This is a genomic window from Streptomyces broussonetiae, from assembly GCF_009796285.1.
GTDB lineage: Bacteria > Actinomycetota > Actinomycetes > Streptomycetales > Streptomycetaceae > Streptomyces > Streptomyces broussonetiae.
The window spans coordinates 2,737,849-2,764,343 of record NZ_CP047020.1; the positions used below are offsets into that span (position 1 = coordinate 2,737,849).

25 protein-coding genes are annotated in these 26,495 nt (G+C 70.7%); 14 read left to right on the forward strand and 11 right to left on the reverse strand.

From position 1 onward, the window contains the following. Positions 1-182 precede the first annotated feature (182 nt). The 5 genes from GQF42_RS12640 to GQF42_RS12660 all read left to right on the forward strand — a co-directional run bounded on the left by GQF42_RS12640 (position 183) and on the right by GQF42_RS12660 (position 4,507). Positions 183-869 carry a maleylpyruvate isomerase family mycothiol-dependent enzyme gene (locus GQF42_RS12640; protein WP_158919734.1) on the forward strand — a complete coding sequence of 229 codons (687 nt, stop codon included), beginning with the start codon at positions 183-185 and terminating at the stop codon, positions 867-869. Positions 870-915: 46 nt separating this feature from the next. Continuing rightward, the gene (locus tag GQF42_RS12645) at positions 916-1,572 is read left to right on the forward strand and encodes an MBL fold metallo-hydrolase (protein ID WP_158919735.1); all 657 of its coding nucleotides are present in this window, start codon (positions 916-918) and stop codon (positions 1,570-1,572) included. A gap of 384 nt (positions 1,573-1,956) precedes the next feature. Next, positions 1,957-2,841, forward strand: coding sequence for an ABC transporter substrate-binding protein (locus GQF42_RS12650; RefSeq protein ID WP_158919736.1), 885 nt, complete (start codon positions 1,957-1,959; stop codon positions 2,839-2,841). Continuing rightward, positions 2,838-3,758 carry an amino acid ABC transporter permease gene (locus GQF42_RS12655; RefSeq protein WP_158919737.1) on the forward strand — a complete coding sequence of 307 codons (921 nt, stop codon included), beginning with the start codon at positions 2,838-2,840 and terminating at the stop codon, positions 3,756-3,758. Before GQF42_RS12650 ends, GQF42_RS12655 begins: the two co-directional genes overlap by 4 nt. Then, positions 3,755-4,507 carry an amino acid ABC transporter ATP-binding protein gene (locus GQF42_RS12660; protein WP_158919738.1) on the forward strand — a complete coding sequence of 251 codons (753 nt, stop codon included), beginning with the start codon at positions 3,755-3,757 and terminating at the stop codon, positions 4,505-4,507. The genes GQF42_RS12655 and GQF42_RS12660 overlap by 4 nt, the downstream gene beginning before the upstream one ends. 48 nt (positions 4,508-4,555) lie before the next feature. Here GQF42_RS12660 and aroQ read toward each other — a convergent pair whose 3' ends face one another. Further along, positions 4,556-5,029, reverse strand: a complete 474-nt coding sequence (aroQ, locus tag GQF42_RS12665; protein ID WP_158919739.1) for a type II 3-dehydroquinate dehydratase — start codon at positions 5,027-5,029, stop codon at positions 4,556-4,558. 209 nt (positions 5,030-5,238) lie between these two features. On the opposite strand from aroQ, the gene GQF42_RS12670 reads away from it, so the two are divergent. Next, positions 5,239-6,510: an MFS transporter gene (locus tag GQF42_RS12670; RefSeq protein WP_158930072.1), complete on the forward strand. Its 1,272-nt coding sequence runs from the start codon at positions 5,239-5,241 to the stop codon at positions 6,508-6,510. Here the strand turns inward: GQF42_RS12670 and GQF42_RS12675 are convergent. The 6 genes from GQF42_RS12675 to GQF42_RS12700 form a co-directional block, all read right to left on the reverse strand. Continuing rightward, complete coding sequence (locus GQF42_RS12675) at positions 6,500-7,600, reverse strand: calcium:proton antiporter (RefSeq protein WP_158919740.1); 1,101 nt, start codon at positions 7,598-7,600, stop codon at positions 6,500-6,502. The two genes, GQF42_RS12670 and GQF42_RS12675, sit on opposite strands and share 11 nt — an antisense overlap. Positions 7,601-7,746: 146 nt before the next feature. After that, a complete protein-coding gene (locus GQF42_RS12680) occupies positions 7,747-8,748 on the reverse strand; it encodes a TerC/Alx family metal homeostasis membrane protein (RefSeq protein ID WP_158919741.1) in 1,002 nt (333 codons plus the stop codon). Between the two features lie 221 nt (positions 8,749-8,969). Beyond that, positions 8,970-10,922, reverse strand: coding sequence for a TerD family protein (locus GQF42_RS12685; protein WP_158919742.1), 1,953 nt, complete (start codon positions 10,920-10,922; stop codon positions 8,970-8,972). A gap of 58 nt (positions 10,923-10,980) precedes the next feature. Then, on the reverse strand, positions 10,981-11,559 hold the full coding sequence (locus tag GQF42_RS12690; RefSeq protein WP_158919743.1) for a TerD family protein: 579 nt from the start codon (positions 11,557-11,559) through the stop codon (positions 10,981-10,983). Positions 11,560-11,715: 156 nt separating this feature from the next. Then, a complete protein-coding gene (gene uvrB, locus GQF42_RS12695) occupies positions 11,716-13,854 on the reverse strand; it encodes an excinuclease ABC subunit UvrB (protein ID WP_158919744.1) in 2,139 nt (712 codons plus the stop codon). Positions 13,855-13,903: 49 nt separating this feature from the next. Next, entirely contained in the window at positions 13,904-14,761 is an 858-nt protein-coding gene (locus GQF42_RS12700) for an MHYT domain-containing protein (RefSeq protein WP_158919745.1), read from the reverse strand. A gap of 281 nt (positions 14,762-15,042) precedes the next feature. Between GQF42_RS12700 and GQF42_RS12705 the strand changes: the two genes are divergently transcribed. Together GQF42_RS12705 and GQF42_RS12710 are read left to right on the forward strand one after the other, a co-directional pair. Beyond that, on the forward strand, positions 15,043-15,915 hold the full coding sequence (locus GQF42_RS12705; protein ID WP_158919746.1) for a glycerophosphodiester phosphodiesterase: 873 nt from the start codon (positions 15,043-15,045) through the stop codon (positions 15,913-15,915). Between the two features lie 41 nt (positions 15,916-15,956). Then, the gene (locus GQF42_RS12710) at positions 15,957-16,511 is read left to right on the forward strand and encodes a methylated-DNA--[protein]-cysteine S-methyltransferase (protein ID WP_158919747.1); all 555 of its coding nucleotides are present in this window, start codon (positions 15,957-15,959) and stop codon (positions 16,509-16,511) included. A gap of 12 nt (positions 16,512-16,523) precedes the next feature. On the opposite strand, the gene GQF42_RS12715 is transcribed toward GQF42_RS12710, so the two are convergent. After that, entirely contained in the window at positions 16,524-16,955 is a 432-nt protein-coding gene (locus tag GQF42_RS12715; RefSeq protein ID WP_158919748.1) for a VOC family protein, read from the reverse strand. Positions 16,956-17,063: 108 nt separating this feature from the next. Between GQF42_RS12715 and GQF42_RS12720 the strand changes: the two genes are divergently transcribed. Then, positions 17,064-17,972, forward strand: a complete 909-nt coding sequence (locus tag GQF42_RS12720) for a pseudouridine-5'-phosphate glycosidase (protein WP_199272660.1) — start codon at positions 17,064-17,066, stop codon at positions 17,970-17,972. Next, positions 17,957-18,892, forward strand: a complete 936-nt coding sequence (locus tag GQF42_RS12725; protein ID WP_158930076.1) for a carbohydrate kinase family protein — start codon at positions 17,957-17,959, stop codon at positions 18,890-18,892. The genes GQF42_RS12720 and GQF42_RS12725 overlap by 16 nt, the downstream gene beginning before the upstream one ends. Before the next feature lie 142 nt (positions 18,893-19,034). Here the strand turns inward: GQF42_RS12725 and GQF42_RS12730 are convergent, their stop codons facing one another. Further along, the gene (locus GQF42_RS12730; RefSeq protein ID WP_158919749.1) at positions 19,035-19,829 is read right to left on the reverse strand and encodes a methyltransferase; all 795 of its coding nucleotides are present in this window, start codon (positions 19,827-19,829) and stop codon (positions 19,035-19,037) included. 216 nt (positions 19,830-20,045) lie between these two features. Here GQF42_RS12730 and corA point away from each other — a divergent pair, with 216 nt between their 5' ends. Continuing rightward, positions 20,046-21,173 (forward strand): magnesium/cobalt transporter CorA, encoded by a 1,128-nt coding sequence (corA, locus tag GQF42_RS12735; protein ID WP_158919750.1) that lies wholly within the window; start codon positions 20,046-20,048, stop codon positions 21,171-21,173. Between the two features lie 118 nt (positions 21,174-21,291). On the opposite strand, the gene GQF42_RS12740 is transcribed toward corA, so the two are convergent. Continuing rightward, positions 21,292-21,924, reverse strand: coding sequence for a nucleoside/nucleotide kinase family protein (locus GQF42_RS12740; RefSeq protein WP_158919751.1), 633 nt, complete (start codon positions 21,922-21,924; stop codon positions 21,292-21,294). A 915-nt stretch (positions 21,925-22,839) separates the two neighbouring features. On the opposite strand from GQF42_RS12740, the gene GQF42_RS12745 reads away from it, so the two are divergent. From GQF42_RS12745 to GQF42_RS12755, 3 genes are all read left to right on the forward strand, one after another. After that, positions 22,840-23,541 (forward strand): DUF2293 domain-containing protein, encoded by a 702-nt coding sequence (locus GQF42_RS12745; protein ID WP_158919752.1) that lies wholly within the window; start codon positions 22,840-22,842, stop codon positions 23,539-23,541. A 230-nt stretch (positions 23,542-23,771) separates the two neighbouring features. After that, positions 23,772-24,251: an anthrone oxygenase family protein gene (locus GQF42_RS12750; protein ID WP_158930078.1), complete on the forward strand. Its 480-nt coding sequence runs from the start codon at positions 23,772-23,774 to the stop codon at positions 24,249-24,251. Between the two features lie 111 nt (positions 24,252-24,362). Beyond that, complete coding sequence (locus GQF42_RS12755; RefSeq protein ID WP_158919753.1) at positions 24,363-25,850, forward strand: glutamate synthase subunit beta; 1,488 nt, start codon at positions 24,363-24,365, stop codon at positions 25,848-25,850. A 118-nt stretch (positions 25,851-25,968) separates the two neighbouring features. Here the strand turns inward: GQF42_RS12755 and GQF42_RS12760 are convergent, their stop codons facing one another. Next, the gene (locus tag GQF42_RS12760) at positions 25,969-26,487 is read right to left on the reverse strand and encodes a carboxymuconolactone decarboxylase family protein (RefSeq protein ID WP_158919754.1); all 519 of its coding nucleotides are present in this window, start codon (positions 26,485-26,487) and stop codon (positions 25,969-25,971) included. Between the last annotated feature and the right edge of the window lie 8 nt (positions 26,488-26,495).

Below are 26,495 nucleotides of genomic sequence, written 5' to 3' on the forward strand. Positions count from 1 at the left end.
CCCCGTCGTTCTTCAGACTAGGGGGAGCCACTGACAACGCCGGTCGGATTTCCCGGTTGCATAACAACCCCTGGCCATCCAGCATGCCCGACGCCACCCCCGACGATATAGCACGCACTTTCGATTTGCGGGCGGGGTTCGCCAGCTTCACCCAAAGGTGTGACGGGACTAGGGTCGGCGTCATGATTGATCACGCTCATGACCTGGCATGTGTACGTGACGCGACCGAACGACTCCTCGACGCGGTCGCCAAACTGGACAACGCCTCGCTCGCCGAGCCGTCACGGCTTCCGGGCTGGAGCCGCGGTCACGTCCTCGCCCACCTTGCCCGCAACGCCGACGCGCTCGTGAACGTTCTCGAGGGCCGGCCGATGTATCCGAGCGCCGAGGCGCGCGACGCCGACATCGAGCGCGACGCCCCGCGCGCCCTCGACACCCAGCTCGCCGACCTGCGCGAGAGCATGGCCCGCTTCCAGGCGGTGGGGGACATGCCCGCGGACTGGTCGCGCACCGTCGAGCTGCGCAACGGCGTCACGGACTCCGCGTCGGGGGTGCCGTTCCGCCGGTGGGCCGAGGTGGAGCTGCACCACGTGGACCTCGGGATCGGGTACGAGCTGGAGCAGCTTCCGGCGGAGTTCACGGAACGGGAGATCGACTTCCTGGCGCGGCGCTTCGCCGGGCACGAGGAGGTGGCCTCGACCGGCCTGTCCGCCGGCGACGGCCGCGTCTGGACCACGGGCGGCGGCGCGCAGGGCGCACCGGTGGCGGTCGAGGGTACGCCCGCCGACCTGCTGGGCTGGCTCGCGGGCCGGCGCGACGGCTCCGGCCTGACCGTGAACGGCGCCCTGCCGAAGCTGCCCGCGTTGTAGGCCGACCTCGGTCCGCGGGCCCCGGCCCCGCTATAGGCTGATCGCCATGACGTACACCGGAGAGGTCAAGGTCGGCGGACCGGCGGACGTGCACGAGCTGAAAGACCTGATGATCACCAAGATCGCGGTCGGCCCGATGGACAACAACGCCTATCTGCTGCGCTGCCGCGCCACCGACGAGCAGCTTCTGATCGACGCCGCCAACGAGGCGGAGACGCTCCTCGGCATGATCGGTGACGACGGCATCGCGTCCGTCGTCACCACACACCGGCACGGCGATCACTGGCAGGCGCTCGCCGAGGTCGTCGCGGCCACGGGCGCGCGTACACATGCCGGCCGGGAGGACGCGCCCGGCATCCCGGTGCCCACCGACGTGCTCGTGGACGACGGCGACGTCATCAGGGTGGGACGCGTGGAACTCACCGCGCGCCACCTGGTCGGGCACACGCCGGGTTCGATCGCGCTGGTCTACGACGACCCGCACGGCCACCCGCACGTGTTCACCGGCGACTGCCTCTTCCCGGGCGGCGTCGGCAACACGCACGACGATCCAGCGGCGTTCGCCAGCCTCCTCCACGACGTGGAGACGAAGATCTTCGGCGCACTGCCCGACGAGACCTGGGTGTACCCCGGGCACGGCAACGACACGACACTGGGCGCGGAACGGCCACAGCTTCCGGAGTGGCACGCGCGCGGGTGGTGAGAACACGCTCGGGCGGTGCGGGGCCGAGCGCCCCGTAGTCCGAATGCTGCACAGTCCGGCTTCCGCGCGCCGCGCGCATGCTTCTTGTGTGCGCCCGGCGCGCGTTCCGTTGCGCGCGCCCCGTGTGAACGGTTCACACGCGCTGGTCTCCCGCGCGCGCTCCCGCCTGTCGGTGTCACGCAGTCAACTGGTAGCAGCCCCGCACGGGATGACGGCTCCCGTGCGAAGGGGCCGCCGGTCCTCCCACCCAGCCCTCGACCGGCGGCCCGGGCCTGCGGGGCACGGCACGGCGGTTGTTCACGCACCTGCAACACCCGTTCCCACTATGCGGACAGTTACTGTTGTGACCTGGACAAACGGTGGGTTCGCTGCCAATCTCCCGCCATGTACCCTGCCCTCCGCACTCCGCGCCGTGCGGCAGCCGCCGCCACCATCGCCCTGCTCACCACCGCTGTCGGCTGTGCTCCGCAGCCCGACGCCAAGGCGTCGGCCACTTCGTCCGGTGCGGCCGCGAAGAGCTGCTCCCAGGGAAAGCTGGCCACCAGGACCTCCGGAAAGCTCACCATCGCGACGGACGAACCGGCGTACGAGCCCTGGTTCAAGGACGACAAGCCCGCCAACGGCAAGGGCTTCGAGTCGGCGGTCGCCTACGCCGTGGCCAAGCAACTCGGGTACGGCGAGAACGCGGTCGTGTGGCAGAGCGTGCCGTTCAACAAGGCGTTCGCGCCCGGCGTGAAGACGTTCGACTTCGACGTCAACCAGGTCTCGATCAGCAACGAGCGCAAGAAGGCCGTGGACTTCTCCTCCGGCTACTACGACGTACGCCAGGCCGTGATCGCCCTGAAGGGCAGCAAGGCGGCCGGAGCGACGAGCGTCGCGGACCTGAAGGGCCTCAAACTGGGTGCCCAGGTCGGCACCACGAGCCTCGACTACATCACCGACGTGGTGAAGCCCAAGCAGGAGCCCGCCGCGTTCGCCAAGAACGACCAGGCCAAGTCCGCGCTGAAGAACGGCCAGGTCGACGCCATCGTCGTCGACCTGCCGACCGCGTTCTACATCACCGGGGCCGAGGTGACGGATGCGAAGATCGTCGGCCAGTTCGAGAACATGGGCGGTACGCCTGAGCAGTTCGGGCTGGTGCTGGACAAGGGCAGCGCGCTGACCGGGTGTGTGAGCGGTGCCGTCGACGCCCTGCGCAAGGACGGCACGCTTGCCCGGCTCGAGAAGCAGTGGCTCTCGGACGCCGTCGACGCCCCGGTGCTCAAGTGACGGTCACCAAGGGCGAGTCGGTGCCGGAGGGAGCCGACGGCGAGGCAGACATGACGGGCGGCGCCGGTGACGGCTACGTCCCCTCCGAACGGCGGCTGGAGCGCGAACGCTACAAGCGCGCGCGTGCCCGTCGCGCCACGGCCGTGGCGGCGCTCTCCACCCTCGTCACGGCCGTCGTGCTCTACGTGGTCGTCATCAGCGCGCCGGGCTGGCCGCGCACCAAGGAGACCTTCTTCAGTGCGCAGTACGCGCGCGAGGCGTTCCCGAAGGTCCTTCAAGGGCTGTGGCTGAACGTCCGGCTGCTGGTGATCTGCGGCGCCGCCGTTCTGGTCCTCGGCATGCTGATCGCCATCGCGCGCACCCTGCGCGGCCCGGTGTTCTTCCCGCTGCGCGTGCTCGCGGCGGCGTACACCGACTTCTTCCGCGGCCTTCCGCTGATCATCAACCTGATGATCGTGGTCCTGGGCGTGCCGGCGCTGCGTCTGCAGGGCGTGACGGTCGATCCGGTGCTGCTCGGCGGTACGGCGCTCACGCTGACGTACTCTGCGTACGTGGCCGAGGTGTTCCGGGCCGGCATCGAGTCCGTGCACCCCTCACAGCGTGCCGCGGCTCGCTCACTGGGCCTGACCAACCGACAGGCGCTGCGCCACGTCGTGCTGCCGCAGGCCGTGCGCCGTCAAGTGCCGCCGCTCCTCAACGACCTGGTGTCGTTGCAGAAGGACACCGGTCTGGTGTCGATCGGCGGCGCGGTGGATGCCGTACGGGCGGCCGACATCATCGTGGGCCGCAGTCTGAACTACACGCCCTACATCGTCGCCGGGCTGGTGTTCGTGGCACTGACCATTCCGATGACCCGCTTCACGGACTGGGTGACGGCCCGGATGGACCGGCAGCGGGCCCAGGGAGGATCCCTATGAGCGACGCGCCCGTCCTGCGCATGGAGTCCGTCCGCAAGACCTTCGCGGGCTCCGTGGTCCTTCGTGATGTGGAACTGGCGGTCGCGCCGCACACGGTGACCGCGCTGATCGGGGCCTCCGGTTCCGGCAAGTCGACGCTGCTGCGCTGTGCCAACCTGCTGGAAGAGATCGACGACGGCGCGATCTGGCTGGACGACGAGGAGATCACCGATCCCCGCGTCGACCAGGACGCAGTGCGGCGCAGGATCGGTGTCGTGTTCCAGTCGTACAACCTCTTCCCGCACATGACCGTGCTGGACAACGTGACGCTGGCGCCGCGGCGGGTGCACGGGGTCCCCCGCGACGAGGCCGAGGAACGCGCCAGGGAGCTGCTGGAGCGCCTCGGACTGGGTCCCAAGGCAAAGGCCTACCCGGACCGCCTCAGCGGCGGCCAGCAGCAGCGTGTGGCGATCGTACGGGCCCTCGCCGTGCGGCCCCGGCTGTTGCTGCTGGACGAGATCACGGCGGCGCTCGACCCCGAACTCGTGGGCGAGGTGCTGGAGGTGGTGCGTGGCCTCAAGGACGACGGCATGACCATGATGCTGGCGACGCACGAGATGGGCTTCGCGCGGGACGTCGCCGACCAGGTCTGTTTCCTGGACGGTGGCGTCGTGCTCGAGCGCGGCACCGCCGAGCAGGTCTTCGGCGATCCGCAGCAGGAACGCACTCGGCGCTTCCTGCGGCGGATCGTGGAGGCCGGCCGTCTGTGAGGCCGTGGCGCGACCCCTGCGCGGGCGGCCGCCACGCGCGCGTGGCGGCTACGCGTCGGGCTGCGCGACCGCCAGCAGGGCAGCGACCCGTTCGATGCCGAAGACGTAGCCCTGCACGCCGCAGCCCGCGATCACTCCGTCGGCGCGCAGCGAGACGTAGGAGTGGTGCCGGAACGACTCGCGCTGGTGGACGTTGGAAATGTGCACCTCCAGCACGGGCATGCCGTCGCAGGTGTTCAGTGCGTCCAGAATCGCGACCGACGTGTGCGTGTAGGCGGCGGGGTTGATGACGATGCCGCAGTGGTTCAGGCGCGCCTCGTGGATCCAGTCGACCAGTTCGCCCTCGTGGTTGGACTGCCGGAAGTCCACCGTGCCGCCGTGCACGGCCGCCGCCTTGACGCACAGCGCCTCCACGTCGGCCAGCGTGTCCTTGCCGTAGATCTCGGGCTGGCGCTGACCGAGCAGGTTCAGGTTGGGCCCGTTGAGGATCATGATCGGGGCGTTGGCCAGGGTGCGGGGCACGGTTCCTCCGGTCCGTTCGGGGCGGTGCCTCGACGACCGCCGCTCGCACCCGGTCTATCACGGTGCCCGGAGCGGACGACGAGCCCTGTGCGCCGTTGCCTCGGCGCGCGCACCGGTCGCCCGATCACCCCCATGCGCCCCCGTAACCGCTGATCACCATGGGTAGTTGACGCGGCATGCACCCTGTACGCACCGTTGGCACACCGTCGATGCTGCGGCTTGCCGCGGCCTCCCTGGTAGGAACCGCGATCGAGTTCTACGACTTCTTCGTCTACGGCACGGCCGCGGCCCTGGTCCTGGGGCCGTTGTTCTTTCCTACGTTCTCGCCGCTCGCGGGAACACTGGCGGCGTTCGGGACGTTCGGGGCGGGGTTCGTCGCCCGGCCGCTGGGCTCGGTACTGTTCGGGCATCTCGGCGACCGGCGCGGGCGGCGGCCGGTGCTGGTTCTCTCACTGCTGCTCACCGGCGCCTCGACGGTCGCGGTGGGCTGTGTGCCGTCGTACGGGACGATCGGCGTCGCGGCGCCCGTGCTGCTGCTCGCCCTGCGCTTCCTGCAGGGGCTGGGACTCGGCGGGGAATGGGGCGGGGCGGTGTTGCTGACCGCCGAGCACGCGCCGCCCGGACGACGCGCCCTGTGGTCGAGCTTTCCGCAGATGGGACCGGCGTTGGGCTTTGTGCTCGCCAACGGTATGGTGCTCGCGCTGTCGGCGACCCTGTCCGACGCGGAGTTCGCGCGCTGGGGATGGCGGGTGCCGTTCTGGGCGGCCGGTGCGCTGGCGCTGAGCGGGCTGTGGCTGCGCTCGTCACTTGCCGAGAGCCCCCGGTTCCTGGAGATCGACGACCACGCGCGCGTGCCGTTCGTCGAGGTCGTACGGCATCACAGGCGGCTGGTGCTGCTGACGGCCGGAGCGCTGGCCGCGGGGTACGCGGTCTTCTACGCGGTGACGACCTGGTCGCTGGCGTACGCGACGGAGCGGCTCGGGGTGAGCCGGACGATCATGCTGACCTGTGTCATGGCCGCGGTGGTGGTGAAGGCGTCCCTCACGCCCTTCATGGCGGTGCTCGCCGACCGCTACGGGCGCCGGACGATGTGCCTGACCGGGTGCACGGCCTGCGGTCTGTGGATGCTGCCGATGGTCGCGTTGCTGGGCACCGGCCAGCCGCTGCTGATGTTCCTCGGCATCCTGGGCGCCCTGGTCTCCTTCATCACCATGTTCGCGGTGATCGCCGCCTACCTGCCGGAGCTGTACGAGGCGCGGGTGCGGTGCACGGGCGCCGCGGTGGGCTACAACCTCGGCGGAGTCCTGGGCGGTGCTCTCACTCCGATCGTGGCCACGGCGCTCGCGGAGCACGGCGGGCGGGTCCCCTGGGGCGTGGGCGTCTACCTCACCGGCGTCGCACTGTTCAGTCTGGTGTGTTTCGCCCTGCTGCCCGAGACCCGTCCGGTGCCCGTGCCGGTGGTGGAGCCTGCTACGGGTTGATCGCCAGCTCCAGGTACGCCGCGAAGAGCACCAGGTGGACGCCGCCCTGCAGGGGCGTGGCCCGTCCTGGCACCACGGTCAGGGAGCTGACCACCACGGTCAGCGCAAGCAGCAGCATGTGGGTCGAGCCGAGGCCGAGGACGAGCGGGCCGGACAGCCAGACCGAGGCGAGGGCGACGGCCGGAATGGTCAGGCCGATGCTGGCCATGGCGGAGCCGAGCGCGAGGTTGAGGCTGGTCTGGACCCGGTCACGGCGGGCGGAGCGCAGCGCGGCGATCGTCTCGGGGAGCAGCACCAGCAGGGCGATGATCACACCGACGACCGCGTGATGCAGGCCGGCCGCCTCCACACCCGACTCGATGGTCGGCGAGACGCCTTTGGCCAGGCCGACCACGCCGATCAGGGCCAGCCCGAGCAGGCCGAGACTGATCCGGGCCGTGCGCGCGGAGGGGGGCCTGGCGTGGGCGTCGGCGGTGATGACCTCGCCCTGTCGGGTGATCGGCAGGAAGTAGTCACGGTGGCGCACGGTCTGCGTGGTCACGAACAGGCCGTACAGGATGAGTGAGGACAGCGCGGCGAACGTCAGCTGCACCGTGGAGAACTCGGGCCCGGGTTTGCTGGTGGTGAAGGTCGGCAGCACCAGGCTCAGCGTGGCCAGCGTCGCGACGGTCGCCAGGGCGGCGCCGGTGCCCTCGGGGTTGAAGACCGCGGTGCCGTGCCGCAGGGAGGCGACGAGCAGGCAGAGCCCGACGATGCCGTTGCAGGTGATCATCACGGCGGCGAAGACGGTGTCGCGCGCGAGAGTGGAACTCTTGTCACCGCCGTCGGCCATGAGGGTGACGATCAGGGCGACCTCGATGATCGTGACCGCGACGGCCAGTACGAGGGAGCCGAAGGGCTCGCCGACACGGTGGGCGATGACCTCGGCGTGGTGGACGGCGGCGAGGACGGATCCGGCGAGCACGAGGGTGATCAGGGCGACGGCCAGGCCCGGCAGGCCACGGCCCCAGGTGAAGACCAGGAGGACGACTGCGAGCACCGGCACGAGTGTGGTCCACTGTCGGGTGAGCGACCGAAGCCTAGTGATCATGCGGCGATGGTCGCAGAGGCGTACGGGATTCGCATTCCGCTCTTTTCGGATACTCCTCGTCCTTTCCATTGCGTTCACGCGGCAGCGGGAGCGGGAACTGCTCCCGCAGTCCCGCTCCCACCGGGGTTGCTCCACCGCCGGCCGGGTCAGGCGTCGATGCTGTCCTTTGCGGTGCCTTCGCCACCGGCACCCGATGTCTCGGCGGCCGTCCGCTTCTTGCTCGCCATCAGGCTGGTGACGGTGGTGACGGCCAGGACGGCACAGATCACGCCGAGCGAGACCGGAATGCTGATCTCGGGCACGTGGACCCCGGACTCGTGCAGGGCGTGCAGCACCAGCTTGACGCCGATGAAGCCGAGGATGACCGACAGGCCGTACGAGAGGTGGACCAGTTTCTTCAGCAGACCACCGATGAGGAAGTACAGCTGACGCAGCCCCATCAGGGCGAAGGCGTTGGCGGTGAAGACGATGTACGGGTCCTGCGTCAGACCGAAGATCGCGGGGATGGAGTCCAGGGCGAACAGGACGTCCGTGGTTCCAATGGCGAGCATCACGACCAGCATCGGGGTCATGACCCGCTTGCCGTTCTCCTGGATCCACAGCTTGGTGCCGTGGTAGCGGTCGGCGACGCCGAACCTGCGCTCAGCGGCCTTCAGCAGCTTGTTCTCCTCGAACTCCTCGTCCGCCTCGTCCGCGCGGGCCTCCTGGATGAGCTTCCAGGCGGTCCAGATCAGGAAGGCGCCGAAGAGGTAGAACACCCAGGAGAAGCTAGCGAGGATGGCGGCTCCCGCGGCGATGAAGATCGCCCGCAGCACCAGGGCTATGAGCACGCCGACGAGCAGCACGCGCTGCTGGTACCGGGCGGGCACGGCGAACTTCGCCATGATCAGGACGAAGACGAAGAGGTTGTCGACGCTCAGCGACTTCTCGGTGATGTAGCCGGCGAAGAACTCACCGGCGGGCCGCCCGCCTCCGAAGACGAGGAGGCCCAGACCGAAGAGTCCGGCCAGGACGATCCACACGACGGTCCAGATGCCGGCTTCCTTGATCGACACCTCGTGCGGCTTGCGGCCGATGAAGAAATCGACGGCGATCAGGGCGGCCAGGCCCACGACGGTCAGCACCCACAGGGTCACGGAAACGTCCACTGCTCCTCCGGCATTACGTAACGGCAAACACTTTCAGCGTTGTCGCTGCCGGAGGTCTCTTCCACCCGCGAAGGGCCGACGCCCCGGGACCGAACCGGTCCGTACTGACGGGTGCGCCGCAGTCAGGGAGTACTCCCCTCCGTACGGAAGACGATACCCAATCACCAAGGAAAGGTAAAGTGACGAGTAAAGGAAAACAAAAACATGCTGTTCAGGCGACTTTACTTACGCTTGGTGCGCGCCCTGGCCACCTCGGTGAGCACGTGCTGCACGATCTGGCTGCCGGGCGGAACCAGTGAGGGTTCATAGGTCCAGGCGTGCCCGACCCAGGGGTCGGCGAGATGGTCGTCGCAGACGGGTGTGAGTCGCAACAGCGAACGCCACAGCGGATCGAGCAGCGGGCCGTAGGCGGCGGCGTCCCCGCGGTCCGCCACCAGCAGGAGGTGTACGCCCACACCGGGCCCCTCGTCGGCGAGATAGCGCAGCCGCGTCACCGCTCGCTCGTCGAAACCGTGCGGGAAGTCGTTGATGATCAACAGCTGTCGCGCGGTGTCGAGGTCGGCCGGGAGCGCCTCGGGGGTACCGGCGCGCAGCGCCATCTGCACCAGGTCGACCCGTCGGGTGAGCCTCTCCAGTACCTCCGCCACACCCGCCGCTCCGGTTGCGGACGGCGCGGCGAGCGCTCCGGACCGGGTCAGTGTTCCGAGCGCCGCGGCCCCGTCTCCGGCCGGGTCGATGACGTGGAGGGCGAAGTCCCCCGGCGGATGCACGGCGAGCAGCCGCGCCGCGAGTGCGACCGCCGCCTCCATGGCCAGGTGCCGCAGCTCGGCGGGGTCGGGGAAGCCGTCGGCCGACGCCTCCGGGCCGCTGTCGAACCACAGGCCCTGTTCCAGTGGCAGCCTGACCAGCATGGGGATGCGCAGCGGCACGCTCTCGGGCAGATGGAGATCACCGAGTCGCAGGGCCATCGGCGGCTCGGTGGGCACCCGGTAGCCGTGCCACACGGGGTTGTCCCAGCGGGCGTATGCGGGCGAGAGCGCGGGCTCGACCACGTCCGACTCGGCGGTGAGCTGGGCGAGGTCGCGGTCGAAGGCCGCGCGCGCCTGGTCGACCAGCTGCGCCCGTCGGGAGTGGGCCGCCTCACGCGCGGCGTCGCCCTCCGTGCCGAGCCGGCCTCGAGGGTCGGCGAGGACCTGGTCCAGCTCCTTCTCCAGGCGGGAATCGGCGAATTCGACGGCGCTGCGGTACGCGGCCGCGCTGCGGGCCAGGTCCTCGAACATGCCCCAGACCTGGTTGTACAGGCGCTCCTCCACCGACCAGCCCACGGCGTCGCCCGCGACCGGCGGTGCGGGCCGGTCGCCGGCGGCCGCGGAAGCCGGGGGCGGCGGTTGCGGGGCGCTGTGCGGGCGTCGGGGGTGCGTGTAGTCCACCGGGGCGCCGGTGGCTCGCGGAGCGGCGCCGGGTGCCTGGGGGTCGTACGGGTTCTGTGCCTCGCACGAGGGTGCCGGTTCCGGATGCTCCCGGCGGTCAGGGGCGTACGGGCCCGTCGGCCCGGGCGCGCCGTGGGCCGAGGAGTCCTGGGGCGCCGGGGCGTCGTGCACCGCTTGCAGCGAGAAGGGCGCCGAAGTGTGGGCCGTCGTGTGCTGGATGGCGGCCGCCAGCTCGCCGGCGTCCTGCAGCCCCTGGTCGGCCAGGAGAGCGGGCAGCCCGGTGGCGTATCCCTGGCCCATCGCGCGGACCTTCCAGGCGCCCTGTCTGCGGTACAGCTCCAGGGCGATCACGGCCGTCTCGGTGTCCAGGCCGGTCAGGGTGTAGCAGGCGAGTTCGGTGCCGTCATGGCTCTCGACCGTGGTGTGCGGAGCGGCGACGGCACCGAACCGGGGCGGGCCTGCGGACCCGGTGGGCAGCGCGAGGAACACACCGACGCGGTGGACGGCCTCCGGCAGGGCGTCCAGGTCGACGGCCAGCCGGTGTTCGGCGACGGCCTGCCGGGACACCTCGACGCCGGGCGGGGCCGGAGCGCCGGGATGCGCCACCCACGGGGAGCCGTGCACCGTACCGTTCTCGTCGCCGAGCGTGGCTCCGACCAGGACCGGCACCCCGGCCGAGACCCGGATGGTCAGCCGGACCTGGGACAGCGGGTGGTTCTGCCCCCGCACCAGTTCGGCCGTCATCGCCGTTGCCCCCCCGTGTTGCCGTGTCGTGCGCGCCCCTCCGATTGAGCGGGCGGTCCTACAGGTGCGGCAGGATCGCCGGCATCAGGTCCTGGAAGGTGCGGCCGTTGGCCGGGGATCCCAGGGCGGTCATCGTCCAGCCCGAGCCCGCGCGGTGCACCTTGGCCATGATCTGGGCGGTGTAGTCACCGCCGCCGTCCAGCGTGTAGCGGGCGAGTTCCTGGCCGTTGGTCTCGTCCACGAGGCGGCAGAACGCGTTCTGCACCTCCTGGAAGGTCTGCCCCGTGAAGGAGTTCACGGTGAAGACGATCTGGTCGATGTGGACCGGAACGCGCTGCAGGTCGACCAGGATCGCCTCGTCGTCCCCGCCCTGGCCGACGCCGCCGACGAGGTTGTCCCCGGTGTGGCGGACAGAGCCGTCATCGCTCACCAGGTGGCGGAAGAAGACGACGTCGACCGGCTGCTTCTCGGCGAAGAGCACAGCCGAGGCGTCCAGGTCGATCTCCCGCGTACGGGAGCCGAACAGGCCGCGCCGCTTCGCCGCCTGCCAGCCCAGCCCCATGCGGACCGCGGTCAGGGTGGCCCCGTCCTTCTTCTCCAGGCTGATGGCCTGACCCTTGCTCAAGTTGACGGACACCGCTGATTCCCCTCTCGATGGTCCCCTGTTGCCGCGCAGTACGCGGTTGACCAAAACCCTACGCAGGCACACCGACAGGGCCGAACCCCGGCCCGCGCTTTGTGTCGGTGTTGCAACACTTGACGCGTATGCCGAGGTCCGCTGGGGTGTCGGGGCTCAGGCGAGGCCTGCCTCCCGCATCTGGCGCAGCTCCTTCTTCATCTCCGACACCTCGTCGCGCAGCCGGGCCGCGATCTCGAACTGAAGCTCCGCGGCGGCGGCACGCATCCGCTCGGTCATCTCCTCGATCTGCTCGGCGAGTTCGGCCGCCGGACGGTCCGTGGGTACCGTCTGGCCCTTGGCGGTCTTGGCGGCCTTCGCGCCCTTGGCCGCCTTGTCACCGAGCGACGGTACGGGGGCCTTGGCACCCTTGCCGTCCTTGGACTTGCGGTAGCCGCTGCCGAGAAGCTGCTCGGTGTCGACCTCCTCACGGGCGATCTGCGCGACGATGTCGTTGATCTTCTTGCGCAGGGGCTGCGGGTCGATGCCGTTCGCCTTGTTGTAGGCGATCTGCCTCTCCCGGCGGCGGTTGGTCTCCTCGATGGCCTTCTCCATCGCCGGGGTGATCTTGTCGGCGTACATGTGGACCTGGCCGGAGACGTTGCGCGCCGCGCGGCCGATGGTCTGGATCAGCGAGGTGCCGGAGCGCAGGAAGCCCTCCTTGTCGGCGTCCAGGATCGCCACCAAAGACACCTCGGGCAGGTCCAGGCCCTCACGCAGCAGGTTGATGCCGACCAGGACGTCGAACTCACCGCTGCGCAGCTCGCGCAGCAGCTCGACGCGGCGCAGGGTGTCGACGTCGCTGTGCAGATAGCGCACCTGGATGCCCAGTTCCAGGAAGTAGTCGGTGAGGTCCTCGGCCATCTTCTTGGTGAGCGTGGTGACCAGGACGCGTTCGTCCTTCTCGGTGCGCTTGCGGATCTCGTGCACCAGGTCGTCGATCTGGCCCTCGGTGGGCTTGACGACGACCTCCGGGTCGACGAGGCCGGTGGGGCGGATGATCTGCTCGACCGCGCCGTCGGAGCGCGAGAGCTCGTACGGGCCCGGGGTGGCCGACAGGTAGACGGTCTGGTCGATGCGCTCCTGGAACTCCTCCCACTTCAGCGGGCGGTTGTCCAGGGCGGAGGGCAGCCGGAAGCCGTGCTCCACGAGGGTGCGCTTGCGGGAGGCGTCGCCCTCGTACATGGCACCGATCTGCGGGACGGTGACGTGCGACTCGTCGATGACGAGCAGGAAGTCGTCCGGGAAGTAGTCGAGCAGGGTGTTCGGCGGGGAGCCGGGCAGGCGGCCGTCGAAGTGCATCGAGTAGTTCTCCACACCGGAGCAGGTGCCGATCTGGCGGAGCATCTCGATGTCGTACGTGGTGCGCATCCGCAGGCGCTGGGCCTCCAGGAGCTTGCCCTGCTTCTCCAGCTCGGCGAGGCGCTCCCCCAGCTCCTTCTCGATGTCGTTGACCGCCCGCTCCATGCGCTCGGGGCCGGCCACGTAGTGGGAGGCGGGGAAGACGTACAGCTGCTCGTCGTCGCTGATGATCTCGCCGGTGAGCGGGTGCAGCGTGGACAGCGCCTCGATCTCGTCGCCGAACATCTCGATGCGGACGGCCAGCTCCTCGTAGACCGGGAAGATCTCGATGGTGTCGCCGCGGACCCGGAAGGTGCCACGGGAGAACGCCATGTCGTTGCGCGTGTACTGGATGTCGACGAAGCGGCGCAGCAGCTCGTCCCGGTCGATCTCGTCGCCGACTTTCAGGGGGACCATCCGGTCCACGTACTCCTGCGGAGTACCGAGGCCGTAGATGCAGGACACCGAGGCGACCACGACCACGTCACGGCGGGTGAGCAGCGAGTTCGTCGCCGAGTGGCGCAGACGCTCGACCTCCTCGTTGATCGAGGAGTCCTTCTCGATGTAGGTGTCCGACTGCGGGACGTAGGCCTCGGGCTGGTAGTAGTCGTAGTACGAGACGAAGTACTCGACCGCGTTGTTCGGCAACAGCTCGCGGAACTCGTTGGCCAGCTGGGCGGCCAGCGTCTTGTTCGGCGCCATCACGAGCGTGGGGCGCTGGAGCTTCTCGATCATCCACGCCGTGGTGGCGGACTTGCCGGTGCCGGTCGCGCCCAGCAGGACGACGTCCTTCTCACCGGCCTCGATGCGCTTGGCCAGCTCGGCGATGGCCGCCGGCTGGTCGCCGCTGGGCTGGTACGGGCTGACGACCTCGAAGGGCGCCACTGTGCGTTCGATGTGGGAAACGGGCCGCATGCCATCCACCGTACGACCCCCCACTGACAACGGGCCCGGATCAGCGGTTTTACCGGCTACGGGAGCCGTGGTGCTCGGGTCGGCGCCCCTCGTGGAGCGCGGGACGGCGGTCCAGGTGGGAGGGGACCCTGGCCGCCGGGACTCCCGGTTTGCGCTCGTCGGGCATGCGGACGGGCCGTCCCACGACCATCATCGGGTCGAACACCACGACGACGGCCGCGAGCAGCAGGAAGGCGAGCGGGCCGATCAGCATCGGTACCAGCGCGGACGGCTCCGGCGCGGCGCCGGCAGCGTGGGAGGGGCCGTCGAGGTGGACGCCCAGGGCCGCCATGCCCATGTAGTGCATGCCGCTGACCGCGAGCCCCATGACGAGGCTCGCCCCCACGCTCCACAAAAAGCCCCGGACACGTCCGGCGGCCCACAGGGCGGCGGTGGCGGCGACGACCGCTATGACGACGGAGGCGGCCACGGTGAGCGTGTTGTAGGTGAACCGTCCGTGGAAGCGCACGCCTGCCATGCCGAGGTAGTGCATCGAGGCGACCCCCAGCCCGGTGATCGTGCCGCCGGTGAAGAGCGCGGCTCCGGTGGCGCCGCGGTAGCCGACGACGAAGATGCCGACGCCGACCATGACGATGGCGAGGCCGAGGCTCGCGTAGGTGATCGGCTTGTCGTAGTGGATCGGTGTCTCCTTGATGGCGAAGCCCATCATGGCGACGAAGTGCATGGTCCATATGCCGGAGCCGATCGCGGCGGCGCCGAGGGCCAGCCAGGCCGGCCGCCGGGAGTGCGTGACCAGCAGCGCCCTGGTGGTGCAGCGCAGGCCGAGGGCACCGCCCAGGCAGGCCATCAGATAGGCCACCAACGGGGTGACGGCCCCGTAGCTGAATCCGTCGACCGTGCCTTGCATCCGCGGTTGCCCTTCCGCCCTCTTGCGTCCTGGAATACCTGAAACGTTCCCCCGGCCCCAGGACCGCGCGGGCGGTCAGGGTTGTCGCAGAGAGTATGACTGCCACCGGAATGGTCGAACGATTTTCCGGCAAAGAAACACGGCCCTGCCGCACTTGTGCGGTCCCGGTGAGCGGACTTGGACATCTGTCTGCGATCCGTGGTCGTCGTGCGCCCACGTGCCACTGACGGTCTGCTGTCAGTCTGGTGGCAGTCGATATTCGCTCGACGCGAGGAGTTTGCATGCACGCGCGCGTAGTGGCCACCACGGCCGTCGCGGTCCTGGGGGTCGCCGCGGTCCTGCTGAGCCCCACCTCCGACGCCCGGGCCGGCGGTGCCGGCGAGCCGACGGTGATCGGTCATCGGGGTGCCGCCGCCTACGCTCCCGAGAACACGCTGCCCTCGATCGACAAGGCCGCGCAGCTGGGCATCACCTGGGTCGAGAACGACGTCCAGCGGACCAAGGACGGCGAACTGGTCGTCATCCACGACGACAGTCTGAAGCGCACCACGAACGTCGCGAAGGTCTTCCCCGGCCGTGGCCCGTGGAAGGTGAAGGACTTCACCGCGGCCGAGATCGCCCGGCTGGACGCGGGCAGCTGGTACTCCCCCGCGTACGCGGGCACGCGCGTGCCGACGCTCGCGCAGTACATGCGCAGGATCGAGCACAACCACGAGAAACTGCTCCTGGAGATCAAGAATCCCGAGCTGTACCCGGGCATCGAGCAGCAGACCCTGAAGCTCCTCGGCAACGAGGGCTGGCTGGACCACGGCCACCTGGAGCGGCTGATCGTGCAGAGCTTCAGCGCCGACAGCATCCGGACCGTCCACGCACTGAAGCCCGCGGTCACGACGGCTATGCTCGGCGCGCCCAAGGTGGCCCAGCTGCCCCAGTGCGCGCGCTACGCCGATCTCATCAATCCCTCGTACGGGCCGCTCTCCCGGGGCTACGTCGCGGCCGTGCACACCATCCGCGGGCCGCACGGCAGGCGGCTCGGGGTGTTCGCCTGGACGGTGGACAACGCGGCCACCGCCCGTACGCTCGCGGACTACGGCGTCGACGGGATCATCACCAACAAGCCCGACAAGGTGCGGGCGGCGCTGCGCTCGGACTGAGCCGTGCGGGCGTTGTCAGTGGCGGGCCGTACCGTGGTCGCATGGACAGCCAAGGGCAGGATGAGCAGCAGGTCGTGTGGGCCGTCGTCGGCAGCGACATCGGCCCGCTGATGCTGGCCGCGACCCGTGACGGCCTGGTCAACGTCGTCTTCCATGCCACGGACGCGGTGCGCGACCGCGCCCTGGAGCGGCTGGCGTCCCGGCTCGGCGACGCACCCGTCGAGGCCCCGGACTCGCCGCTGCTGGCCGGGGCGATACACCAGCTGCGCGCGTACTTCGCGGGCGAGCGGCACGACTTCGACCTGCCGCTGGACTGGTCGCTGATCTCCGGGTTCAACCGGCAGGTGCTGCGCGAGCTTGCCTCCGGGGTGCCGTACGGCACGGTGGTGGGCTACGGGGATCTCGCGGGGCGGGTCGGACAGCCCGGCGGAGCGCAGGCGGTCGGCGCGGCGATGGGCGCCAATCCGCTGCCGGTGGTCGTGCCGTGTCACCGCGTGGTGGAGAGCGACGGCGGCATCGGCGGCTTCGGGGGCGGGCTGGAGACCAAGCGGAAGCTGCTCGCACTGGAGGGCGTGCTGCCCGAGCCGCTGTTCTGACCGGCCCCGGGGCTACTCGTCGTAGTGCCGGGCCTCGAAGACGTTGCCGTCGGGGTCCCGGAAGTAGAACGTGCGCGGTGCGTTGCCACGGGCGCCGTAGGAGTCGTGGCCGATCTCGGACAGGGGCACGCCGTGCTGCTCCAGCCGGGCGCGCAGGGCGTCGAAGGCGTTGGTGGGCAGGGACAGGCAGACGTGGTTGACCGGGTGGCCGGCGCTGTCGGCCGCACCCGGCAGCATCCTCATGTGTTCCGCGAAGGTGCGCGGGGCGAGGTCCAGGATGGTCTCCTCGTTGACGCGCACGGAGGGGAACGGCACCTCTTCCGCGACGAACTCGGCGACCCTCACGGGGTCCAGACCGACGGCCTCGGTGTAGAAGCGGGCCGCGGCCACCGGATCGGACACCCACAGGACGACGTGGTCGAGACACATGCTGTTCTTCGTCATGTGGCCCAGGCTGGTGGCGTCCCCCACAGGCTGCAAGCGTTTAGCCGTGACCGGTACCCGCCAGAGATCCAAGGGACGGGAACGGCCGACGGACAGGAGGCGGTGCGCGTGGTGCTCGTGGTGTCGGAAGAGGTCCGGGAAGCGATCGACGCACGACGGCCGGTGGTGGCCCTGGAGTCCACGATCATCGCGCACGGCCTGCCCCGCCCGCGCAATCTGCAGGTGGCACTGGAGCTGGAGGACGCGGTGCGGCAGGAAGGTGCCGTTCCGGCGACCATCGCCGTCCTGGACGGCCGCCCCCGCATCGGGCTGGGCAAGGAGCAGCTGGAGCGGGTCGCGAACGAGGACGGCATGCGCAAGCTGGGCCACCGCGATCTGCCGCTCGCCGTGGCCGCGGGGGTGAGCGGGGCGACCACCGTGTCGGCGACGGCACAGCTGGCCGCCCTCGCGGGCATCCGGGTGTTCGCCACCGGCGGCCTGGGCGGTGTGCACCGGGAGTGGACGGTGACGCAGGACGAATCGGCCGACCTGGGCCTGCTGGCGAGCACCCGGATCACGGTGGTCTGCGCGGGCGTGAAGTCGATCCTGGACGTGCCGGCGACGCTGCAGCGGCTGGAGACGCTGGGCGTGGCCGTCGCCGGCTACGGCACGGACCGGTTCCCCGGCTTCTATCTGTCCGACTCGGGGCATCCGGTCGACTGGACGCTGCACAGTCCGGAACAGGTCGCCGAGGTCATGCGGGCGCAGGACGGGCTGGGCGCGCCGGAGTCGGCGCTGATCGTCGCCAACCCCGTCCCGCAGGCGAAACAGCTCGATCCCGAGCTGCACGCACGCGTGCTCGCCGACGCGCTGCGCGCCTGCGCCCAGCAGGGCGTCACCGGGCAGGCGGTGACGCCGTACCTGCTGGACTACCTGGTCCGGCACACGGACGGCGCCTCCTTGAACGCGAATCTGGCGGCCGTGGGCGGCAACGTACGGCTGGCGGCACGGATCGCCGCCGCCTGGGCCCGGAGGTGACCGCGAGCCGGGAGGGGGCCCTGCTGGTCGTCGGGGACGTGGTCACGGACGTGGTCGCCCGGCACCGGGGACCGCTCGCGGGCGGCACCGACACGGCTGCCACGATCCGGACGCTGCCCGGCGGCGCGGGAGCGAACGTGGCCTGCTGGGCCGCCCACGCGGGCTGTGCGGACGTACGCCTCCTCGGGCGAGTGGGTGCGGACACGGCCGCGTGGCACGAGCGGGAGCTGGTCGCGGCCGGGGTGCGTCCCCGGCTGGTGGTTGATCCGGAGGCGGCGACCGGGACGGTGATCTGTCTAGTCGACACCGGGGCGGCGGCCGAGCGTACGTTCCTCACGGACAGCGGGGCGTCGTTGCGGCTCGAGCCGGCCGACTGGTCGGACGCCTGGCTCGACGGGGTCGCCCGGTTGCATCTGTCGGGCTATCTGCTGTTCACGGAGCCGAGCCGAGCGCTGGCGCGCACGGCACTCGCGGCGGCACGCGCGCGTGGTGTTCCGGTCAGTCTGGATCCGGCGTCGGCGGGTTTCCTGGCTCGGCTCGGGGTGGACCGGTTCCTCGCCTTCGCGGAGGGGCTGGACGTGCTGCTGCCCAGCCGGGACGAGGCGTGTCTGCTGACCGGGCTGCCGGATCCGGTGGACGCGGCGGCCAAGTTGAGCCGTCACGTGTCGCTGGTGGTGGTCAAAGCGGGCGCGGACGGGGCGCTGGTGGCGCGTTCCGGCGCGACGCCCGTCCGGATTCCGGCGACACCGGCCGCCCCCCGGGACACCACGGGCGCCGGTGACGCGTTCACCGGCGCGTTCCTCGCCGCTCTGCTCACGGGCGCGGATCCGCAGGAGGCGGCGTCCCGGGGCTGCCGGGCGGGCGCGGAGGCGGTACGGCGGGTGGGCGCCAGACCGCCTCGAACGGGGAGCGACCGCTAGCACGCCTGGCCCCACGGCCGCCGGCTGCCCGGCGGTGCGAGTGCCTGGGGGGCGCCGTCGGATGCTCGGTACCGTGAGCACCCGCGCAACTCCCGTGCAGGGTGCGTGAACCCTCCGCGTTCACGTGCCTGGTCGTCGGCGCCTAGGCCTTTCTCCCCCACGCCGAGATCATCGGTGCGGTGGCCAGGTCCATCGAACCGGCCTCGAGGTTGGCCAGGTGCTGGTCGATCTCCTCGTCGGTGGCGAGTCCGGCGGCGACGAGGCGACCGCGGATCTGGCGGACCGTCGCGGCCTCCAGCGCGGTGCAGGCGGGTGATGTCATCGGGAAGTACGCATCCGCCTCCACCTCGTGCAGCCCGGCCTCACGGAGCAGGCGCGGAAGCTTGCGGCCGTAGGACAGGTCGGCGCCTCGTTCGGCCAGCAGCTTGCGGAAGCCGTGGCGCAGCCGGTTGGCGAGCCGCTGTTCGGGGCCGTGCTCATCGGGGCAGATCAGCGGCTGGAGGGCGGGGTCGGCGTCCTCGACAAGCAGCCGTCCGCCGGGCCGCAGCGCCTGGATCATGGATCGCAACGCCCTTTCCCGGTCCGGGACATGGACGAGGACGAGCCGGGCGTGGACCAGGTCGAAGCCCTCGCCCGGCGGTTCCTCGGTGCCCACGTCGTGGACGCGGACCTCCACCGGCGGCCGGGCCGCGGCGGCGAGCAGCGAGGTGTCGATGTCGGTCGCGACGACCTTGCCGGTGGGACCGGTCTTGTCGGCGAGCCAGGTCACCACGGAGGTGCCGCCCGCGCCGACTTCCCAGCAGCGCCAGCCGGGTCCGATCCCGAAGGCCTCCAGGTGCCGGAAGGTAACGGGATCGAAGAGGGTGGCGAAGGCGTCGAAGCGTTGCCCTGCCTCGTTCTGCCGGTTGTCCAGGAGGTACCCGTCGGATGGCGTCATGTCAGGATCATCTCAGCCGCCCGGCCGGCCCGGATCGTCCGACGCTCCGGACCGGTCGAGACCGGAAAGGACCGGGCGCCCGGGCTCTTTCCACAGGCGGGAACCAAACGGAATCTGCTGTTCCCACAGGCTTGCCCGCGTTGTGCCCTCGGCTGGCAGACTTGCCGGGCAAGGCGCGGAAGCGTTACGCGAGGAGATCCATGCGAGGAGACCCAGATGTCCATGGCGGGGAATCTGCGAAAGGTCACCGGACTCGGCAAGGTGGGCGGCCTGCGCAGGGTGGCGCAGTTGGCCCGGCGGCAGCCGCGTGTTGACCTGAGCCATCCCGCCAGGTCACCGCTGGGATCCTCGGTGGTCAACTGCGTGACCTATCAGGACGGCGTACGGGTGCCGGCCTGCACCGACCTCGTGGACGCCGTGAAGATGGTGCGCAAGACGGGCGAGGGATTCGTCTGGCTGGGACTGCACGAGCCGACGGACCGTGAGTTCGCGGGCATCGCGGAGCTGTTCGACCTGCATCCGCTGGCGGTGGAGGACGCGGTCGAGGCCCATCAGCGCCCGAAGCTGGAGCACTACGGAAACACGCTCTTCGCGGTGTTCAAGACCGTCTGCTACGTGGAGCACGAACGGCTGACGGCCACCAGCGAGGTGGTGAACACCGGCGAGATCATGGTGTTCGTCGGCGAGGACTTCGTCATCACGGTGCGCCACGGCCGGCACGGCTCGCTGGGCCCGCTGCGCGAGGAGCTGGAGGCTCATCCGCACCAGCTGTCGAAGGGCCCGGCGGCGGTGCTGCACGCGATCGCCGACCACGTCGTGGACGACTATCTGACCGTGACGGACGCGGTGCAGGCCGATATCGACCAGGTCGAGACGGACGTCTTCTCGGAGGACGGCGCGCGGCTCGACCCCGGCCGCATCTACCAGATGAAGCGTGAACTGCTCGAGCTGAAGCGGGCGGTGGTCCCGCTGGGCCGCCCGGTGGAAGACCTCGCCACCCGGCCCATCAAGGTTGTTCCTCCGGAGATACAGGCGTACTTCCGCGATGTGCTCGACCATCTGATCCGGGCCAAGGAGCAGATCTCCGCGTTCGACGAACTGCTCAACTCCATCCTCCAGGCCCACCTCGCGCAGGTGACCGTCGCGCAGAACGAGGACATGCGGAAGATCACGGCCTGGGCCGCGGTGATCGCCGTGCCGACGATGGTGTGCGGGGTGTACGGCATGAACTTCGACCATATGCCGGAGCTGCACTGGCGGTTCGGATATCCGCTGGTCATGACCGTCATGGCGGTGGCGTGCCTGGCGCTGTACCGGGGCTTTCGGCGCATCGGCTGGCTCTGAGCGGAGCGGGCCGGCACAGGAGAGGTCCGGAGCAGGAAAGATCCGGAGCAGGAGAGGTCCGAGCCGACTGGTCTGAGTGGGCGCCCGGGCGGAGGCGACCGTCGACGGGCTGTCCGAATCAGCCGTTCCAGGCGGGATGGCGTGGGTCGTCCGCGCGCACCAGGACGTCCGCCGTACCCGCGGGGTCGATCTCGGACGTGTAGCGCTCGAAGGCGGGGAGCGTCCAGTGGTCGGCCTCGGGAGTGCGCCGGCGCAGGGCGGCCGGAGACAGGAGGAGGTGCACGGTCAGGTCGAAGGGGAACCAGTGACGCAGCAGGAGGGGGCCATGGAGCAACAGGATCCCGCCGGACGGGAGATGGACGTAGGGACTGCGGGTCGCGCGGTCGGTGGCCGGATCCCACAGGTCAGGGAGGACGCGCCCGCTGCCTCCGGGGTCGAGCGGGCCGAAGACCTCTCGCCACAGGGCACCCGTGTCGAACCAACCGCCGTAGTACGACTCCGCGTCCCGCCGCCCGTGTTCGAGGCGCAGCGAGGCGGGACGCAGGAAGCCCTCGGCGTCGACCACGAGCGAGGGCCGGCCGCGTACGCGCAACGCCTCGGCGACCCGCTCGGCGAGGGCTCCGGGATGCGCGGCAGGGGCCCCGTCGAAGCCGACGCGCGGCCAGGCACTCCCGTCGGCCGCCTCCAGAGCGGCCAGCCGGTCGGCCAGCTGCTCCGCGAGCCGGTCCCAGGTGATCGCTTCGAGTCGCACACGGCACATGATGCCGGGTGGCGGGGCGTGCGAAGACGGCGCCTGCCGGAGAAGGGAGTGGTCTGCACAAAGGACGGGGACTGCCTCGGCCACAGACGGGCACTGCGGCCCGGGACCAGAACCGCCACGGCCACAGACAGAGCAACGGCGAGCCCGGGGCAGGGACCGCCACGACCACAGATGGGACGCTAAAGCCAAGGACGCGGTCCACTGCGGCCACAGGCCGGGCGCACAGCGGCCGGGGGCCGGGTCCGCTGCGGCCGGAGACAGAGCCTGCGGCGGCCGGAGACGGGGGGCACCGCAGCCGGGAACGGAGGCCGCGGGAACCAAGGTCGCCGGCACCGGGAACCGAGGTCACCGGCACTGGCTGCGCCGGGACGAAGGACGGTCCTGGCCTGCCGCGTCCGGTTCGACCGGCGCGACCAGTGGCACCACCGGGCGGCATCCCCGCCGCTGCGAACCGGATCCGGTTCCACTCCGATCCCGATCCGGTCTCCCTCCAATCCTGCTCCGGTCGGCGAGGTCCCGGGCCGCGCTCCCGCCGTCGGGGAGCAGCCGGGACGGCTCGGCTCCGTAGCTCCCCGACGGGGAGCCGACAGGCCCGGAGTTGTCGGCCGGGTGATGCTGACGCGTGCCGGTTTCCCGGAGCGCGACCTGCCGTGTACGGAGCGGTACCGCGTCGGCGGAGAGTGTCTGCCCGGCGGCCGGGGCACGGGCGGTGACCGGGGGCGACCACGCTGGTGAGCCGTGGCAGTCGTACGCCGCTCTCGCGGTGGCGGCGGTGGAGATCGGGACTGGTGCGGCACCGCGCACCGGTCCCGGCGTTCACCTGAGGCGCGGAACGGAGGACGTGAGAGGAGGCAGGGAGCGGGGCAGGCGTGGGAGGAGCGGGCGGCGGTGGGGAAAGTACCGCGTATGACCCCTCCCCCGACGCCAACTCCCCACATCTCCGGACGACTTGTCGTCGTCCAGAGTGCGAAGGGAAAGCGGTGTGCCGGTTGCCGGCGCGGGCCGCTGTCACTGCTCGTGCTGGAGGACGGGGCACCACGTTGTCTGGACTGTGCCGACCTCGGCCACCTGGTGTTCCTGCCACGCGGTGACACGGCTCTGACCCGCAGGTCGCGGGAGGAGAGCACGCTGTCGGCGGTGGTGGTGCGCTTCAACCGGCGCAAGAGCCGCTACGAGCGGCAGGGCGTGCTCGTGGAGGAGGAGGCGCTGGCGCGCGCCGAGGCGCGCTGTCTGGCGGACGCGGAGGCACGGCGCCGGCGGCGGGCGCGGGACGGGCGGCGCAGGGCGGCGGAGGACGAGCGGTTCGTGGCGGCGTTCGCGGCCGAGATCGTCCGGCTGTTTCCCGGCTGCCCGGCCGAGCGGGCCCGGGCCGTCGCGGCGCACGCATCCGTGCGGGGCAGCGGACGGGTCGGGCGCAGCGCGGCCGGGCGGGCGCTGACGGAAGGGGCGGTGACCTCGGCGGTCGTGGCGGCCGTACGGCATGTGGACACGCCGTACGACGAGCTGCTGATGAACGGGGTGCCACGCTACGAGGCCCGGCGGCGGATCGCCCCGGCCGTGGAGGGCGTGCTGCGGGCCTGGCAGGGCGCCGGAGCGGATGTCGGCTGAGCAGAAGCCAAGTGCAAGCCGAGTGCAAGCCGAACGGAAGCCAAGTGGAAGCCGCGCGGGAGAACCGTGCAAGGGGAGGGAAGGACAGCAGGCGGGAGAGACGGCCGACCATGGTGCCGGGTGCCTCGGCTCGGCCATGGTTGGCGCGCCGCCCCGGGCCTGGACGGGCAGTGGCGGTGGCACCGGGCCCGGCCCGGGTGGAGCGAGACGTGATGAGGGGGGGCGTGAAGATGATCGAAGGGCCGTTCTTCGTGCTGGTTGTGGCGGGAGTCCTCGGCACCGGGCTGATGGCCGGGATCTTCTGCGCCTTCTCGGTGCTCGTGACGCGGGGGCTCGCCACGCTGCCGCCCGCGCAGGGGGTCGCCGCGATGAACGCGATCAACGTCGCCGCGATACGGCCTGCCTTCATGACGGTGTTCATGGGCGCGGCGGTGCTGAGCGCGATGATCGCGGTGGTGACGTTCGTGGTGTGGCCGGACGACGGGACGGTCGAGCTGCTCCTGGGCAGCGCGCTGTATCTGTTCGGTTCGTTCGGGCTGACCGTGGTCGCGAACGTCCCCCGCAACGAAAGACTGGCCCGCCTGACACCGGGCGCGCCGGAGGCGGCCCTGTACTGGCCGGTGTATGTGCGCGAATGGACGTTGTGGAACGACGTCCGCGCGGTCGCCTCCGCAGCGGCCACGGTCGTCTACGTCCTGGCTCTCACCTGACCCGTCCCGCCCCTGGCCGGAGCCCCGCGGGAAAGCGCTGTCCGCCACTCTGCGCCGTCGGCGCCGCGGACGTATCGTGGCCGGAAGAGCGGCGGAAGAGTGGCGACGATCATGGCCGATCCCAAGGGTTTCATGACCACGCCGCGCCAGGAGTGGCCGCGGCGGCCCGTCGAGGAGCGGGTGCGGGACTGGGACGAGGTGTATGTCCCGGGCGCGCTGTTGCCCATCATCAGCAAGCAGGCCGACCGTTGCATGGACTGCGGCGTCCCGTTCTGCCACGACGCCTGCCCGCTGGGCAATCTGATCCCCGAGTGGAACGACCTGGTGTCCCGGGAGGACTGGCGGGCGGCGAGCGACCGGCTGCACGCGACGAACAACTTCCCCGAGTTCACCGGGCGGTTGTGTCCGGCGCCCTGCGAGGCGGGGTGTGTCCTCGCGATCAACCAGCCCGCCGTGACCATCAAGAACGTCGAGTGCGCGATCGCCGACCGGGCGTGGGAGGAAGGTTTCGTCCCGGCACGGCCGCCCGAGCGGCTGTCGGGGAAGACGGTCGCCGTCATTGGTTCCGGGCCCACCGGGCTCGCCGCGGCGCAGCAGCTGACCCGGGCCGGGCACACGGTCGCCGTGTACGAGAAGGACGACCGGCTCGGTGGGCTGATGCGGTACGGCATCCCCGAGTTCAAGATGGAGAAGCGCCATCTTGAGCGGCGGATCGGGCAGATGCGGGCCGAGGGGACGAAGTTCCGCACGTCGACGGTGGTCGGACGGGATGTCGGGGCGGCGGAACTGTGCGCACGGTACGACGCCGTGGTCGTCGCCACGGGTGCCACGGCGTGGCGGGAACTTCCGGTGCCGGGCCGGGCGTTGGACGGGATACACCAGGCGATGGAGTATCTGCCGCTGGCCAATCGGGTGTGTGAGGGGGATCTGGAGGTTTCACCGTTGTCGGCGGCCGACAGGCACGTGGTCATTGTCGGCGGCGGGGACACCGGTGCGGACTGTCTGGGGACCGCGGTGCGGGAGGGGGCTGCGTCCGTGACCCAGCTGGACATCTACGCGCAGCCGGGTGCCGAGCGGGAGGAGGACACCGAGCCGTGGCCGACGTACCCGAAGATCTACCGGCTGTCGGCCGCGCACGAGGAGGCGCGGGACCTGCGTACGGCACCGGCGGCGGACGCGGACGCGCGGCTGTTCGCGGCGTCCACGCTCCACTTCGCCGGTGACGGCAGCGGGCATGTGCGGTCGTTGCATCTGGTGGAGGTCGACGAGCGGCGGCAGCCGGTGGCGGGCACCGCACGGGCGCTTCCCGCGGACCTCGTGCTGCTCGCCCTCGGGTTCTCCGGGCCGGACCAGGAGGACGGGCTGATCCAGCAGTTGGGGCTGGCGCTCGAGGCGCGCGGCACGATCGCCCGGGACGACGGCTTCGCGACCAACGTGCCCGGGGTGTTCGCCGCCGGGGACGCGGCACGCGGACAGTCGCTCATCGTCTGGGCGATCGCGGAGGGACGGGCGGTGGCGGCGGCCGTGGACCACTATCTGACGGGGAGTTCACGGCTGCCCGCGCCGGTGTCTCCGAGGGATCGGCCGATGCGGGTGTAGACACCGGCCGACGGGCTGGTGGCCGCCCCGCGCCCTCGGCCGGCCCACGGCCACAGCCCACCGCCACCGCCCACAGCAGCCCACCGAAGCCCACAGCCCACACCATGAAGGCAGCCGGTCAGCCGTTGCGCTCGTCCGTGCCCGCCACCTTCCCCGTCGACAGGGCGACCCGGTTCCAGGTGTTGATCGTGAGGATCAGGGCGAGGACATGGGCCAGTTCCCCGTCGTCGAAGTGGGCGGCGGCCTCGGCGTAGACGGTGTCGGGGACGCCCGCGTCGGCGACCAGGGTGACCGCTTCCGTTAGTGCGAGGGCGGCCTGTTCCTCAGGGGTGAAGAAGTGCCGGGCCTCGCGCCAGACGGCGACCATGTGGAGCCGGTCCTCGCTCTCGCGGGCCTTGCGGGCGTCGTTGGTGTGCATGTGCAGGCAGTAGGCGCAGTGGTTGAGGTGCGAGGCACGGATCTGGATCAGCTCGACCAACGCGGGGTCGAGGCCCTCGCGGGCGGCGGCGTCGAGACCGACGACGGCGCGGAAGACCTTGGGCGCGGACCTGGCGAAGTCGAGTCGGGCGCGGGCTGCCTCCGCGGCGGCGATCGCGGTGTTGACGTCGGCATCCGTGGTGATCGTGTTCGTCGTCATGACTCCAA

Bases quoted from the DNA above. Each gene is read 5' to 3' on its own strand.
- GQF42_RS12645 (WP_158919735.1), top strand. From the start codon at position 916: ATGACGTACACCGGAGAGGTCAAGGTCGGCGGACCGGCGGACGTGCAC.
- GQF42_RS12750 (WP_158930078.1), top strand. From the start codon at position 23,772: ATGATCGAAGGGCCGTTCTTCGTGCTGGTTGTGGCGGGAGTCCTCGGC.
- GQF42_RS12640 (WP_158919734.1), top strand. From the start codon at position 183: ATGATTGATCACGCTCATGACCTGGCATGTGTACGTGACGCGACCGAA.
- GQF42_RS12675 (WP_158919740.1), bottom strand. From the start codon at position 7,600: ATGATCACTAGGCTTCGGTCGCTCACCCGACAGTGGACCACACTCGTG.
- uvrB (WP_158919744.1), bottom strand. From the start codon at position 13,854: ATGCGGCCCGTTTCCCACATCGAACGCACAGTGGCGCCCTTCGAGGTC.
- GQF42_RS12715 (WP_158919748.1), bottom strand. From the start codon at position 16,955: ATGACGAAGAACAGCATGTGTCTCGACCACGTCGTCCTGTGGGTGTCC.
- GQF42_RS12685 (WP_158919742.1), bottom strand. From the start codon at position 10,922: ATGACGGCCGAACTGGTGCGGGGGCAGAACCACCCGCTGTCCCAGGTC.
- GQF42_RS12700 (WP_158919745.1), bottom strand. From the start codon at position 14,761: ATGCAAGGCACGGTCGACGGATTCAGCTACGGGGCCGTCACCCCGTTG.
- GQF42_RS12710 (WP_158919747.1), top strand. From the start codon at position 15,957: ATGGACAGCCAAGGGCAGGATGAGCAGCAGGTCGTGTGGGCCGTCGTC.
- GQF42_RS12730 (WP_158919749.1), bottom strand. From the start codon at position 19,829: ATGACGCCATCCGACGGGTACCTCCTGGACAACCGGCAGAACGAGGCA.
- GQF42_RS12650 (WP_158919736.1), top strand. From the start codon at position 1,957: ATGTACCCTGCCCTCCGCACTCCGCGCCGTGCGGCAGCCGCCGCCACC.
- GQF42_RS12745 (WP_158919752.1), top strand. From the start codon at position 22,840: ATGACCCCTCCCCCGACGCCAACTCCCCACATCTCCGGACGACTTGTC.
- GQF42_RS12705 (WP_158919746.1), top strand. From the start codon at position 15,043: ATGCACGCGCGCGTAGTGGCCACCACGGCCGTCGCGGTCCTGGGGGTC.
- GQF42_RS12755 (WP_158919753.1), top strand. From the start codon at position 24,363: ATGGCCGATCCCAAGGGTTTCATGACCACGCCGCGCCAGGAGTGGCCG.
- GQF42_RS12660 (WP_158919738.1), top strand. From the start codon at position 3,755: ATGAGCGACGCGCCCGTCCTGCGCATGGAGTCCGTCCGCAAGACCTTC.
- corA (WP_158919750.1), top strand. From the start codon at position 20,046: ATGTCCATGGCGGGGAATCTGCGAAAGGTCACCGGACTCGGCAAGGTG.
- GQF42_RS12760 (WP_158919754.1), bottom strand. From the start codon at position 26,487: ATGACGACGAACACGATCACCACGGATGCCGACGTCAACACCGCGATC.
- GQF42_RS12670 (WP_158930072.1), top strand. From the start codon at position 5,239: ATGCTGCGGCTTGCCGCGGCCTCCCTGGTAGGAACCGCGATCGAGTTC.